This is a genomic window from Streptomyces sp. NPDC087215 (assembly GCF_044744885.1).
Lineage (GTDB): Bacteria > Actinomycetota > Actinomycetes > Streptomycetales > Streptomycetaceae > Streptomyces.
Map to the genome: position 1 here is coordinate 195,326 of NZ_JBIUZD010000007.1, position 13,806 is coordinate 209,131.

A 13,806-nucleotide genomic window follows, 5' to 3' on the forward strand; every position below is an offset into this window, starting at 1 on the left:
GGAAAAACCATGGACCTCACCAACGTGATCGACCTGCAGGGCACCGAGATCGTCGCCGACGGCGTCGAGATGCCCGTCAGCACCAACAGCGACGGTTGCTGAATCGGTAGTGCGGGTCGGTTGCCCCGGATCTCCTCCTGGGCAGCCGGCCCGCCGGCCTCTTGCCTCATTTCCATCGGTCAGCCAACCTGAGAGGGGACCACTGTGCCCACGTGGGATCTCGCCCCGGTCAGCCTGCGGAGCTGCGGTCTCGCCCTGCCGGACAGGGTGGTCACCAACGCCGAGCTCTGCGAGACGCTGGACACCACTCCGGAGTGGATCGAGGAGAAGACCGGAATCCGCGAGCGCCGTTTCCTCGGCGCCGACGAGACCGTGACCGACCTCGCCGTCCAGGCCGCGGAGCGGGCGGTGCGGAGCGCCGGCATCGAAGCGCACGACGTCGACGTCCTCATCGTCACGAGCAGCTCCCCGGAATGGATCGTGCCGTCCCTGGGCGTCATCGTCGCGGAGCGGCTCGGTATCACGACACCCCGCATCCTGGACCTCGCCCAGCACGCCTGCGCCTCTGTCGTCTACGCCCTGCACACCGCCTCCTGCATGTTGCAGGAGCCGGGGATGCGCAACGCCCTGGTGGTGTGCGCGGAGGGCGCCTCCCGGCTCCCCGACCCGGACGACCGCACCGTACGCATCTTCTTCGGCGACGCGGCAGGCGCCACCGTGCTGTCCAGGACCGAGGGTCCGGGCGGTCTCCTCGCCTACGACCTGGGCAACGCCTACTCGCCCGCCGTCGCGCTGGCCGGACCGAGCATGTTGAACCACGCGCGGAACACACCCGGCCGGGCACCGGTGAACCCCCATCTGACGATGGACGGCCGCGTGGTGTGGCAGGAGGCCACCACCCGCGTCCCCAAGTCCGTCGCCGAGACGCTGTCGGCCGCAGGCGTCGAGGCGTCCGAGGTCGACGGGTTCGCCTTCCACCAGGCCAACGTCCGCCTGCTGCGCTACATCGCCCGCACCATGGGCGTCGACGCCGCGAAGGTGCCCGTCACGGCTGACGTCCTCGGCAACACCGGTGCGGCATCGGCGTTGACCGCGCTGTGGCGCCTCGCCGCGGACGGCAAGGCCAAGGCCGGGGACCTGATCGTCCTCGGAGCCATCGGAGCCGGATTCATGTGGGGCTCGATGTGCTTCCGGCTGCCGCACGACATCAGTACGGAGGAATGACCGTGGAAGAACTGCGCAAAGTATTCATGGACCTGTTCGCGGACCGGTTCGGCGGCGAAGCACCGGGCGACGAGGACGTCGTCTTCGGCTCGGGCAACACCTACGGACTGGAATCGCTGGACACCATGCGGTTCGCCTCGGCCCTCCTGCAGACCTTCGGGGACAAGGTGTACGACCTCAAGATCGAGAACTTCACCACGCTGCGCGGCATCCACGAGCAGCTGCGGAACGGATAGCGGCCTCCCGTGAAAGGCCTGATGTGCCACATCCTGCCCGTCTCGGAGGAAGCCCTCGGGGACGTCGCGCAATGGCTGAGCGCGACCGAGTGCGAAGCCCTGCTGCGCGGCACGTCGAGCCGGCTGGTCCGTGAGTCCCAGTACGCCTCGCTGGAGAACGACCACAACCGCGCGGCCCTGATCGCGGACAACCACGGCAAGGTCATCGGCCTGGCTCACTTCTGGCGACTGGGCGAGCGGGTCTACGAGGTCGGGGGCGCCGTCGGCGACGCGAAGCTGTGGCGCACCGGCATCGGTCTGGAGGCGGCGATGCTCCTGATCGACTACCTCTTCGAAGTGCGCGACTGCCAGCGGGTCCAGCTCACGACGGGGGTCCACAACGAGGCCACCGTCAGACTGGGGCTGGCGGACGACATGTCCTTCGAAGCGGTGTGCCGCGATTACCTCCAGACCCCCGAAGGCACCGTCCCGGCGCTCATGTCGTCGATCACCCGGGCCGAGTTCTACCGGCCCTATCCCCATTACCAGCCCCGCGTGGGGCGGCGCGCCGACCGGGAACGGCTGGCGGTGCTCCACAAGAACCTGGCCCGGCGCATCGACACGCGTGCGATCACGGATCGCCTGGGCGGAGAGCAGTGATGAGCGGAACCCACACGAAGACCTACCGGAACGTCCTGGTCATCGGCGGCACCGGCGGCCTGGGCCGGGCGGTGGCGGCCGAGTTCGCCCCCCACGCGAAAACGGTGCACCTGACCTACCACGGCCGTAGGGCCGCGGCGGAGGAGACGGCCGCGACGGTCGCCGAACGAGGTGGGACGGCCGAGATCCACCAGCTCACCCTGCCCGACCCCGACCCCAGGGGGCCGACGATCCGTGCGCTGCTCGCTCAGGTCGCGCCGTGCGACGTCGTGGTGAACTGCGCCGTGACCGGTGACCCGGCCGTGGCGACCGTGTCCAACGCCCTCGCGTTCAGATCGGTCATCGACGCCAATGTCTTCGGGGCCTACCAGGTCAACGCGATCAGCGCGCAGGCCATGGCGGGCACCGGTGGCGGCAGCGTCGTGAACGTGTCCTCGGTCATCACCCGGCGCTACATCGTCGGCGCGGTCGGATACGTGGCGGGCAAAGCGGCCGTCGAGGCCATGACCCGCGGCTTCGCCCGCGAATGGGGCGCGGTGGGAGTGCGCTTCAACACCGTCTCGCCCGGTCCGATCCGGGACACGCAGCTGCTGAGCATGGTGCCCGCGCAGGTGATGGACGGCATGACGGCACCGGGCTCCGAGGATCCCGCGGTGCCGGCGCAGAAGGTGGCCTCGGTGATCCGGCTCGTCACCGGTGCCGGATTCGAGGCCGTGAACGGTGAAGTGGTCGTGGTCGACGGAGGTTTCTCGCTGTGAGCAGGACCGGCGCATACATCTTCCCCTCCCAGGTGCACGTGGACGACGAGATTCGGCGGCGCGGTCTGTCGAAGCAGATGGACGTCCTCCTGGACCTGGCGAGCGACACCCTGGCGATGGACTTCAGAGCCATCCTGAAGAACGGCACCGAGGAGGAGGCCAACGACCCCCGCTTCCGGCGCCCGCTGATCAACATCATGGGCATCGCCGGCTGGCAGCAGGACCTGCGCGTCCGGGACGTCCAGCCGGTCGTGGTGGCCGGCATGAGCCTGGGCTACCTCACGGCCGCCGCTGCCGTCGGCTGGGTCTCGCTGGAGGACATGGTGCGCATGTCGCACACGATGGCGACCATCGAGACCGAGGTCTTCGCCGGGACCGACTACGTCAGCGTCTTCTTCTACAACTGCGACTCCGACAAGGTCTTCGACGAACTGCGCGCCCGAGGACTGGACCCGCTGCTGCACCTGGCCGCCACGGTGTCGAGCAACCAGTTCCTGGGTGCCTGCCGGCTGTCGGACCTGGAAGCCATGAAGCCCGCGCTGATGAAGGCCGGTGCCCTCTACCGGCCGATCCCCCACAGCTTCCCCGGGCACTGCGGCCTGATGGAGACCGTGCGTCGGCGCTACGCCGAGGAATGGGAGTTCCACGCCCCTCACGGCAACACCTCACTGCCCCTGATCAGCATCAACGACGGCCGCCCACACACCAGCGGTGAGATCGTCCGGCAGCACATGATCGACCAGTTCACCACCGTCCTCGACTGGCGCGGGATCATCCGCTACCTGGAGGACCTCCGGCTGGACACCTATGTCGTCCTGGAGCCTTCGGCCTTCGTGGTCAAGTCGATGGCCCTCGACCCGGAGTGCGGACTCGCTCCCGTCACGGGCGGCGTCACCGGTGACCTCTGACCGGGCCCTCGTCGTCCCCGGACTGCTCCCGCTGGCCGAGGACGAGCTGGCGGCGATCGTCCGGGTGCCGGACGAGCACCTCCGGCGCGCCGCGCGGATCTGCCGTTTCGACCCGGCCGAGGTCGACCCGGCAAAGGGCAGCGACGGACTCTCCTCCACGGTGCACGAGGCACTGCTGGCCGTCGCCCTCATCAGGCGGCTGGCCGAGGAACCCACCGGATGGAAGGCGTTCGGCGGTCTCAGCGCCGGCTGTCTGACGGCCCTGCTCTTCGCCGGTGCGATCAGCGAGGAGACCTGCTTCACCCTGATCCGGGAGACCAACACCCGGCAGATCGAGGCCAACGCGGCCCGCCGCAGCGGTACCTTCCTCGCCGTCCTGCCCTCGTCGGAGGGGGACGCCTACCGGCTCGTCGACGCGCTGCGCGCCCACGACCCGCAACCCTGGCTCTCCGTCGACCTGGGAGCCGGCGTGATCGCCATCAGCATCACCGGCACCGACACCGAGGCGATCAGGCGCGTCCTGACCAGGCTCGGCGTCTCCGTCCTTGACGTGCTCGAACGGGCCGAGCACTGCCCGTACGCGGCCCCCGGCCGGGCCGCCTTCGCGGAACTGCTGGCCGGGGTGGAGTTCCTGCCGACGACCGCGGCCGTCATCTCCCCGTCCACCGGCGAACGCGTGGACGACACCCCCGAGGCGTACCGGGAGATGGTGACGGAGCAGTGGTTCGACACGGCGAACCTGCCGCTGCTGATCGACGGCCTGCGTTCCGTCCCCGGGGTCACCGCCGTGGATCTGGTCGGCCCCGCCAGATCGTTCGTGGTGACCCGTGTGCGCGACCTGGTGGCCGGCCGCGTCGGCCACCGGCACCTGGCCGCCCCGAACCCCGTGGACAGAAACGGAAGGAACCTTCATGCGGACTCTCGCTGACACCCCCGTGGTGAACGCCTGGAACGAGTGGGACCCACTGCGCGAGATGGTCGTGGGCACCGCGGCAGGCGCCGCCTTCGAACCGACCGAGCCCGGTAACCGTCCGCAGGTCCGCGGCGGGGCCGGAGCACCCTTCCCGACCGGACCCAAGTCGGCCGAGGCGGTGGCACGCGCCGAGGAGGAGCTCGAAGGACTGGCCGCCCTCCTGCGGAGCCAGGGGGTGAAGGTCCGCCGCCCGGCCGTGCACGACTACTCCCGGCCGGTACGCACCCCCCATTTCGAGGTCGCCAACCAGTACTGCGCGGTCTGCCCGCGTGACGTGATGATCACGATCGGGAACGAGATCGTCGAGGCCACCATGTCCCGCCGGGCCCGCTACTTCGAGTACGAGCCGTACCGCAAGCTCGTGTACGAGTACTGGGAGGCCGACCCCAGGGTGTCGTGGACCGTCGCCCCCAAGCCGACCATGGCCGACAGCATGTACCGGCAGGACTTCTGGGAGTGGCCGATCGAGGAACGGCACGCCCGGATGCACGCCTCGGAGTTCTGCATCACCCAGGACGAGATCGTCTTCGACGCCGCCGACATGAGCCGGCTGGGGCGGGACATCCTGGTCCAGGAGTCCATGACCACCAACCGTGCCGGGATCCGCTGGCTGAAGCGGACCCTGGAACCCAAGGGCTTCCGGGTCCACCCCGTCCACTTCCCCCTGGACTACTTCCCCTCCCACATCGACTGCACCTTCGTCCCGCTGCGGCCCGGCCTGATCCTCACCAACCCGGACCGGCCCCTGCGCCACGACGAGCTGCCGATGTTCACCGAGAACGGCTGGAAGCTGATCGAGGCGCCCGAGCCCGTGCTGTCCAACGACGAGATGCCCGACTACTGCCAGTCGTCCAAGTGGCTCTCCATGAACGTGCTGAGCCTCTCCCCGGACAAGGTCATCTGCGAGGAGCAGGAGAAGCCCCTGCAGGACCTGCTCAGCGACCTGGGCTTCGAGGTCCTCACACTCCCCTTCCGCAACGTCTTCGAGTACGGCGGGTCCCTGCACTGCGCCACCTGGGACATCCACCGGGACGGAACCAGGGAGGACTACTTCCCCTCCGTCCCGTACCAGCCGCTGGGCTGAGGAGGGCGGCGGCAAGGGGCCAGGACGCGAGACGAGAGCGAAGAGGAACGATGCCGAACCACCTTCCCGAGGAACCGGTGACCGGAGTGCACCAGCTGGTCGCACGGCGCGGCCGGGGACCGCGGGCCGACGAGGCCGCCCTGGTCCACGGCACCCGCGAGGTCAGCTACCGCCTGCTCGACGCGATGACGGGGCACGTGGCCGCCGCGGTGCGCCGCGCCGGTGTGCGGCGGGGCGACTTCGTCGGTGTGCGCATGGCCCGGGGTCCCGGGACCGTGGCGGCGATGCTGGGCATCATGCGGGCGGGCGCGGCCTACGTTCCGATCGATCCGGCCGACCCCGCGGGGCGGGTCCGGCAAGTGGTGGAGACGGCCGGCATCACCCTGCTCGTCACCGACGGCACACCCCCGCCGCCCGGACTGCCGGTCGGCGTCCTCGTCCTCGACGACGACTACGGGCCGCTCCCCGACACCGACGGGCCGCTCCCGGACACCGACAGGGCCGCCGAGACGCCCCGGGACGAGGCGGACGACGTCGAGGCCGCCGCGTACGCCGTCTTCACCTCCGGCTCGACCGGTGTGCCCAAGGGCGCCGTGATGACCCACGCGGCCCTGCTCAACCTCCTGCACTGGCACCACCGCGCCCGGCCGGACAGCTGCAGCCGACGTACCGCCCAACTCTGCTCCCTGAGCTTCGACTTCGCCTTCCACGAGATCTTCTCCACCCTCTGCTTCGGCGGCACGCTCGTCGTCGCCGACGACGAGGTGCGGCGCAACCCGTACGCACTCGTCGACTTCCTCCGCGAGGAGCGCGTCGAGCGCCTCTTCCTGCCGGTCACGCTCCTGGAACACCTGGCGCGTGCGGCGGAGCAGACGGACTGGCCGCATCTGCGCGAGGTCGTCACGACCGGCGAACAACTGCGGATCGGCCCCCACATCCGGGGATTCTTCTCCCGCACGGGCGCGCGCCTGCACAACCACTACGGCGCGACCGAGTTCCAGGACGCCACCTCCCACACCCTGGACGGCGATCCCGGAGACTGGCCCGCGATCGCCCCGATCGGGCGGCCCATCGACGGAGTGCAGGTCCACATCCTCGACCAGGACCTCCGGAAGGTGCCCGACGGCGCGGAGGGAGAACTCTGCGTCGCCGGAGCGGGGGTCTCGCCGGGCTATCTCGGCCGGCCGGACCTCAACGCCCGCAAGTTCGTGGGCGATCCGTACGGCGGCGGCAGGCTCTACCGGACCGGTGACCTCGGCCGTCGCCTGCCGGACGGCACCGTCGAGCACCTCGGCCGGATCGACACCCAGCTCAAGGTCCACGGCGTACGCGTCGAGGCGGGTGAGATCGAGACGCTGCTCCTCGGGCATCCCGGCGTCGAGGAGGTGGTGGTCGCCGCCCACGAGATCGACGGCCACCGCCGTCTCGTCGCCCACGTGGTGCCCGGCTCGTCGCTCGACCCCGCCACCGCGGCCCGTGAGCTGCATGTCTTCCTGGTCCCCGAACTGTCCCCGCTCATGCTCCCGGAGGCGTACGTCCTGCTGCCGGAACTGCCCCTCACCACGAGCGGCAAGACCGACAGGGCCCTGCTGCAGCCGCCGGCCGTCTTCGAGCGGCTGGCTTCCGGGGCCTCCGTCAAGGCCCGTACCGGGACCGAGCGGCTCCTCGTCGACGTGTGGCGTACCGTGCTGCGGCTCGACGACGTGTCCGTCGGCGACCGGTTCTTCGACCTCGGCGGTACGTCCCTGATGCTCGTCGAGGTGCGGGCGGCCCTCGTGCGCGCCCTGGGCCGGGACGTGTCGATGACGGATCTGCTGCGCCACCCGACGATCAACGCCTTCGCGGCCCACCTCGACCGGAACGGCGACGACGCACCGGGCCCGGTGACGCCCCCCGCTACCCGGCGAGGCCGCCCGCACGGCGCCACCGGAGACATCGCGATCATCGGGATGTCCGGACGCTTTCCCGGCGCCCCCGATGTCGAGACCTTCTGGAACAACCTCCTCCGGGGCGTGGAGTCCGTGGGCGGGCCGCCCACGGCGGGCGAGGGGCAGCGTGACCCGGACATCGCCGGCCACCCCGACTTCGTGGCGGCCGGTGCGGTCCTGCCGGACATCGAGCGGTTCGACGCGTCCTTCTTCGGCATCGGGGCCCGGGAGGCCGAACTCCTCGACCCGCAGCAGCGGCTGTTCCTGGAGTGCGCCTGGGAGTCGCTGGAGGACGCAGGGCACGCCCCGGGCGACGCCCGGGACGGACAGGTCGGGGTCTTCGCCGGTGGCGGCATGAGCACGTACCTGCTCAACAACCTGCTGCCGCACTTCGGTTACGGGCGTTCCAAGGCGCTGACCGAGTCGGACATGGAGCAGTTCCAGCTCCAACTGGGCAACGACGGCGGATACCTCGCCACCAGGGTGTCGTACGCACTGGACCTGCGCGGCCCGAGCCTGGGCGTGCAGACGGCGTGCTCGACATCGCTGGTCGCCGTTCACCTGGCCTGCCGGAGCCTCCTGGAGGGGGAGAGCGACCTCGCCCTCGCCGGAGGCGTGCACATCGTCGTGCCGCAGGGTGCCGGACACCTCCACGAAGAGGGCATGATCCTGTCCCCCGACGGCCGCACGAGGACCTTCGACGCCGGTGCCGCGGGGACCCTGTTCGGCGACGGCTGCGGGGTCGTCGTCCTGAAGCGGCTCGACGAGGCGGTCGAGGACAACGACCGGATCATCGCCGTCGTCAAGGGCTCCGCCGTCAACAACGACGGCGCGGCTAAGGCCGGCTTCACCGCCCCGAGCCCGGCGCGGCAGGCCGATGTCGTCCGTGAGGCACTGGCCGTCGCCGGGGTCGCCCCCCGGGACGTCGGCTACGTCGAAGCGCACGGCACCGGCACGGCCCTGGGCGACCCGATCGAACTGGCCGCCCTCACCGAGGTGTTCGGGACCGGGCCCGAGGCGGGCGACCGTGTCATCGGCTCGGTGAAGACCAACATAGGACACCTGGACGAGGCGGCCGGAATCGCCGGGCTCATCAAGGCGGCACTCTGCGTCGAGCGCGGCACGCTCGTACCCAGCCTGCACTTCTCCGCTCCCAACCCGGAGATCGACTTCGGCCGTTCCTCCTTCCGCGTCGGCACCCGCACCGCGCCGTGGACCACCGGCGGACGTCCGCGTACCGCCGGAGTCACCTCGCTCGGCGTGGGCGGGACCAACGCCCACGTGGTGCTCCAGGAAGCTCCCCGACGGGCGGCGCCCACCCCCCGGCCGGTCACCGGGACCTCCGAGCCCCGGGTCCTCGCGCTCAGCGCCCGCGACGGACGGGCCCTGGACGAGCTGATCCGTCGCTACGCCGACGTCCTCGGCACGATCGAGGACCCGGCCCGCTTCGCCGATGCCTGCTTCACGGCCGGTACCGGCCGACGGCACTTCCCGTACCGGCGCGCGGTGGTCGCCGCGAGCGCGCGGGAGGCCCGGGAGGAACTCCTGGCGGCGCGGCACGACACGACGGCCGGCGGCGGGCCCGCCCTGCCCGGCGGAGTGGCGTTCCTCTTCGCCGGGCAGGGCTCGCAGTACGCGGGCATGGGCCGGGAGCTGTACCGGCGGCAGCCCGTGTTCAGGGATGCCGTGGACCGGTGTGCCGAACTGCTCGGTGACCGTTCGGGCACGCCGCTGCTGTCCGTGCTCTTCCCGGAGCCGGGCGAGCCGTCCCCCATCGACGAGACCAGCCAGGCCCAGCCCGCGCTGTTCGCCTTCGAGTACGCCCTGGCGAAGCTCTGGGAGTCGTGGGGCGTGCGCCCCGACGTCATGGTCGGACACAGCCTCGGTGAGTACGTCGCGGCCTGCCTCGCCGGGGTGTTCTCCCTGGAGGACGCGCTGACGCTGGTGTGCACCCGCAGCCGCCTCATGCGGGACCGCACCGAACCGGGGACGATGGTCACGGTGGCCGCCGACGAGGCGACCGTCCGCCCGCTGCTCCGCCCGGACACCTCCGTGGCCGCCGCCAACAGCCCCACCTCCACGGTGATCTCGGGCCGCACCGGCGAGATCGAGAAGATCTGCGCTCGGCTGACCGCCATGGGCGTCCGGCACCGGAGGCTCGAGATCTCCGTCGCCTGCCACTCGCCCCTGATGCGACCGACCCTGGCCGAGTTCGAGGCCGTCGCCCGGACCGTCACCTACCACCCGCCCCGCACACCGGTCGTCTCCTCGGTGACGGGCAAGGACATCGGAGCCGAACTCGCCGACTGGCGCTACTGGGTCGAGCAGACGATCCTGCCCGTCCGGTTCCACGACGCGGCCACGTCCCTGCGCGGGCTCGGTGTCCGCACCCTGCTGGAGATCGCCCCCCGCCCGACCCTGCTGCAACTCGTCGAGGAGCTCTTCGACGAACCGGGTACGGCGCTCGTCCCCAGCATCCGGCCGGACCGGCCGTGGAGCCGGCTCCTGGACGCGGTCGGCCGGGTGTACGAGAACGGCGTCGACCTCGACTGGCACGCGGTCACCGGGGGACCGGACCGGCACCGCGTCCCGCTTCCCACCTATCCGTGGCAGCGGGAACGCCACTGGATCGACGCCCCCGGCACCGAGGAACCGGTCGCCGACCCGCGCACGGCCCCCCTCCTGGGCCGCCGCCTCGACCTCGCGGACGCCGAAGGGGGCGTGCGCTTCGACGCGGTCGCCGGTGTGAAGACCCTGCCGTGGCTGAGCGACCACCGGGTCTTCGGCTCGCTGGTCCTCCCCGGTGTCGCCTACCTGGAGATGGCGTTCGCCGCAGCCCGCGAGGTCTTCGGACCGGTGCCCGCGGAGCTGCGGGACTTCCACATCCACCACGCGATGGCCTTCCCCGACGGGGACGCCCCGCGCCAGACCCAGATCGCCCTCACACCGGAGGAGGACGGCAGCCACACCTTCGAGGTCCACTCCCGTCCCCTGGCCACCGGCGACCGGACCCGGCGCCCCGGAGGCTGGACCCTGCACGCCTCCGGCAACCTCGCCGCCGCCGCGGGCGACGCCCCGCCGTACACCCCCGCACGGCTGGAGACGGAGCGGAAGGCACTGGAGGGCCACGAGCTGCGGCCGGACGAGATCTACCAGCGTGAGCGCGAACGGCAGATCGACCTGGGGCCGCTGTTCCAAGTCACCGAACGGCTCTGGCAGCACGGCCCGAACGCCTTGTCGAAGGTGCGCCTCGGTCCCGAGCTGCGCGCCGGTGCCTCTCTCCACCGGGCCCACCCGGTTCTCATCGAGGCGTGTTTCCTCGCGCTGACGGTGACCTACCCGGAGAAACTGGGCCGACGGACGTACGTGCCGCTGGGCGCCGACCGGGTGCGCGTCGAGAGCGCCTCCGCGGGGACCGAGGCGTGGTGCCACGCCCGGCTGCGCCCCACCCACGAGGAGGACCCGGAGGTCCTGCGCGCCGACATCGACCTGATCGCGTCCGACGGCACCCTCGTCCTGGCCCTGGAAGGCGTCCTGCTCAAGCGGGCCGCGCGGGAGACGATGATCCCGGCACGGCGTGAGACCTGGCGGGAGTGGCTCTACACGACGCTGTGGAACCCGGTCGCGCCGCCGCAGCCGTCCGCCGTGCCCGAGCAGCGGTGGCTGGTGACCGGCGACGCCGGGCTGGGCCGGGAGGTCGCCGCCTTCGCCCGGACCCACGGGGTCGGCTGTGACGTCCTCGACGGCTGGGCGGAGGACGCGGACCTCGGTCCGTACGACCTGGTCGCCGTCTGCCGCGGTGACCGGGACGGCACCGGCGACGCGGGCGCCGACGCCGTGGCGGACGGCGGTCGTATGCTGCGGCTCACCCAACGGCTCGCCGTGCTCGACGCGGCCGCGCCCCGTCTGTGCCTGGTGACCGCCGGTGCCCAGGCCGTGGCCGGCCGCCCCGTCACCCGCCCCGCCGACGCGGCGCTGTGGGGCCTCGGACGGGTCACCGCGGCGGAACTCCCCGAGCTCCGCATCACCCAGATCGACCTCGACCCCCGCACCGACCTCCGCAGCCGCGCCGCCCTGCTGTACGCCGAGCTCGCCCTGCTGAGCGTCACGACGGAGCAGCCCGAGCGGCACCGGGTCGGTTACGACGGCCACCGCAGGCACCTGGAGGTCCTCCTCCGAGGGGAACAGGCCGGTCCGCCGGGGACCGGGCCGTGGGCCGGTGCGGGGCCGCGGCCCGACGCCACCTACCTGGTCACCGGTGGGCTCGGCGGGCTCGGTCTGGAGGCGGCGCGGATGCTGTGCGACGCCGGAGCGCGCCACCTCGTGCTGCTCGGCCGTACCCCGCCGGGGGAGGCCGCGCGCGAGCGGATCGAGCGACTGCGCGCCGATGGTGCCACGGTGGTGACGTACGCCGTGGACGTCGCGGACCGCGAGGCGCTGGCGGACGTGCTCGGCCGGATCGACGCCGACCCGGCCCTTCCCGCGCTCGCCGGGGTGCTGCACCTGGCCGGCGTCCTGGACGACGGGGTGCTGCTGCTGCAGTCGCCCGAACGCCTGGCCGGGGTCATGGCCCCCAAGGCGCGGGGGGCGTGGAACCTGCACCGGCTGACGGCAGGCCGGCCGCTGGACTTCTTCGTCATGTTCTCCTCCGCCTCGTCGCTGCTCGGCACCCCGGGCCAGGCTCCGTACGCGGCGGCCAACGCGTTCCTCGACGGGCTGGCGTCCCACCGGCGCGGCCTGGGACTGCCCGGACTCGCCATTCAGTGGGGTTCATGGGGCGAGACGGGCATGAGCGCACGGGCGGGGCTCAACACCGTCCTCGTGGGCAAGGGCGAACACGTCATTCCGACGGCCGACGGTCTGGCCGTCCTGGAGCGTCTGCTGTCCGCGGAGGGCCCCGATCCCGTCGTCGCCGTGCTGCCGGCCGACTGGACCCGGTTCGAGGACCGCGACGATCCCGCTCTGCGCGGCCTCCTGGCCGACATGCCGGGAGGCAGACGCGCCGAGGCGCGTCGGGAGGGCGTACGGGCCGCGCTCGACGGGGCCGGGCCGGAAGCCCGCCGGGAGCTGCTGGTCGACCACGTACGGGAACTGGTGCGGCGGGTGCTCGGGGAGGGCGCCCGGGGCGGCGGCGCCCTGACGGACGACCAGGACCTCTTCGCCCACGGTCTCGATTCGCTCCGGGCCATCGAGCTGAGAAGCCATCTGCAGCGCGGTCTGGAGTGCAAGGTGCCGCCCTCGATGATTTTCGACCATCCGACCGTCACCGCCCTGTCTGAACGACTGTTCGACATGATGGGCAGTGGGGGAGGAGCGCGGTGACGAAGCTGGTGTGCCTCCATCACGCGGGCGGCAACGCCTCCGTGTTCCGCCCCTGGGCCCAGTACGCCCCGGCCGGGCTCGAAGTGGTGCCGGTGGGCATTCCGGTCCGGCCGGATTCGGGACGCAGGACCCACCGCACCACCGATGGCCTGGTACCGGCACTCGCCGCCGAACTCGAACCGCACATGGACGACGACTACGTGCTGTTCGGAAAGAGCATGGGCGGCCTCCTCGCCTATCTGCTCACCCGGCATGTGCGACGGCATGGCGGGCGGCTCCCCAAAGCCCTGGCGGTCGCCGCGTTCGGAGCGCCGCACCTGTCGTGGGGCACCTTCACGGCGGAGGACGACGAGGACGCGCTGCTCGCCCGGCTGCGGGCCATCGGAGGCATCCCCGACTGGCTGGTCGCCCATCCCGCCTGGGTCCGGCCCTTCCTGGGCCTGCTGCAGGACGACACGCGCCTGTGCGCCACGTACGAGCACCGGCCGCAGGAAAGCCCGCTGTCCGTGCCCGTCAGGATCTTCGCCGGTGACGGGGACCCGCTGGTGCCGAGGGAGGCGTTCGAAGGCTGGAAGGAACTCGGCGACGACGTGGAAGTGTCTTTTCTTCCGGGCGGGCATTACCTGGTGTCGCAAGATTTTGGCCTGCTTCGGCAGGCGGTTTTCAGCCTTGCTCTGCATGATCCATCTTCGGCATGTAAAGTTTCGGCCGTCAACTGACAGGATGCGCAACGC

At 71.5% G+C, this 13,806-nt stretch carries 9 protein-coding genes; all 9 read left to right on the plus strand.

Annotated features, from left to right (window positions below; all coding sequences use genetic code 11):
- Positions 1-204 precede the first annotated feature (204 nt).
- The 9 genes from ACIO92_RS20370 to ACIO92_RS20410 are packed head-to-tail and all read left to right on the plus strand — an operon-like array spanning position 205 to position 13,791.
- Complete coding sequence (locus tag ACIO92_RS20370) at positions 205-1,224, plus strand: ketoacyl-ACP synthase III (protein WP_366441206.1); 1,020 nt, start codon at positions 205-207, stop codon at positions 1,222-1,224.
- Positions 1,221-1,460, plus strand: a complete 240-nt coding sequence (locus ACIO92_RS20375) for a hypothetical protein (protein WP_402058057.1) — start codon at positions 1,221-1,223, stop codon at positions 1,458-1,460. Before ACIO92_RS20370 ends, ACIO92_RS20375 begins: the two co-directional genes overlap by 4 nt.
- Before the next feature lie 9 nt (positions 1,461-1,469).
- Complete coding sequence (locus tag ACIO92_RS20380; RefSeq protein ID WP_402058055.1) at positions 1,470-2,099, plus strand: GNAT family N-acetyltransferase; 630 nt, start codon at positions 1,470-1,472, stop codon at positions 2,097-2,099.
- Positions 2,099-2,857, plus strand: coding sequence for an SDR family oxidoreductase (locus ACIO92_RS20385; protein WP_366441209.1), 759 nt, complete (start codon positions 2,099-2,101; stop codon positions 2,855-2,857). The genes ACIO92_RS20380 and ACIO92_RS20385 overlap by 1 nt, the downstream gene beginning before the upstream one ends.
- 38 nt (positions 2,858-2,895) lie before the next feature.
- Positions 2,896-3,765 (plus strand): hypothetical protein, encoded by an 870-nt coding sequence (locus ACIO92_RS20390; protein ID WP_366441210.1) that lies wholly within the window; start codon positions 2,896-2,898, stop codon positions 3,763-3,765.
- Positions 3,755-4,693, plus strand: a complete 939-nt coding sequence (locus tag ACIO92_RS20395) for a hypothetical protein (RefSeq protein ID WP_402058051.1) — start codon at positions 3,755-3,757, stop codon at positions 4,691-4,693. Before ACIO92_RS20390 ends, ACIO92_RS20395 begins: the two co-directional genes overlap by 11 nt.
- Positions 4,677-5,822, plus strand: a complete 1,146-nt coding sequence (locus ACIO92_RS20400) for a glycine amidinotransferase (protein ID WP_366441212.1) — start codon at positions 4,677-4,679, stop codon at positions 5,820-5,822. Before ACIO92_RS20395 ends, ACIO92_RS20400 begins: the two co-directional genes overlap by 17 nt.
- 50 nt (positions 5,823-5,872) lie before the next feature.
- Entirely contained in the window at positions 5,873-13,072 is a 7,200-nt protein-coding gene (locus tag ACIO92_RS20405) for an amino acid adenylation domain-containing protein (protein ID WP_402282587.1), read from the plus strand.
- Entirely contained in the window at positions 13,069-13,791 is a 723-nt protein-coding gene (locus ACIO92_RS20410; RefSeq protein ID WP_366441214.1) for a thioesterase domain-containing protein, read from the plus strand. Before ACIO92_RS20405 ends, ACIO92_RS20410 begins: the two co-directional genes overlap by 4 nt.
- Positions 13,792-13,806: the final 15 nt, after the last annotated feature.

Coding starts and splice junctions, on each gene's coding strand:
- ACIO92_RS20375 (WP_402058057.1), top strand. CDS start 1,221: ATGACCGTGGAAGAACTGCGCAAAGTATTCATGGACCTGTTCGCGGAC.
- ACIO92_RS20385 (WP_366441209.1), top strand. CDS start 2,099: ATGAGCGGAACCCACACGAAGACCTACCGGAACGTCCTGGTCATCGGC.
- ACIO92_RS20400 (WP_366441212.1), top strand. CDS start 4,677: ATGCGGACTCTCGCTGACACCCCCGTGGTGAACGCCTGGAACGAGTGG.
- ACIO92_RS20405 (WP_402282587.1), top strand. CDS start 5,873: ATGCCGAACCACCTTCCCGAGGAACCGGTGACCGGAGTGCACCAGCTG.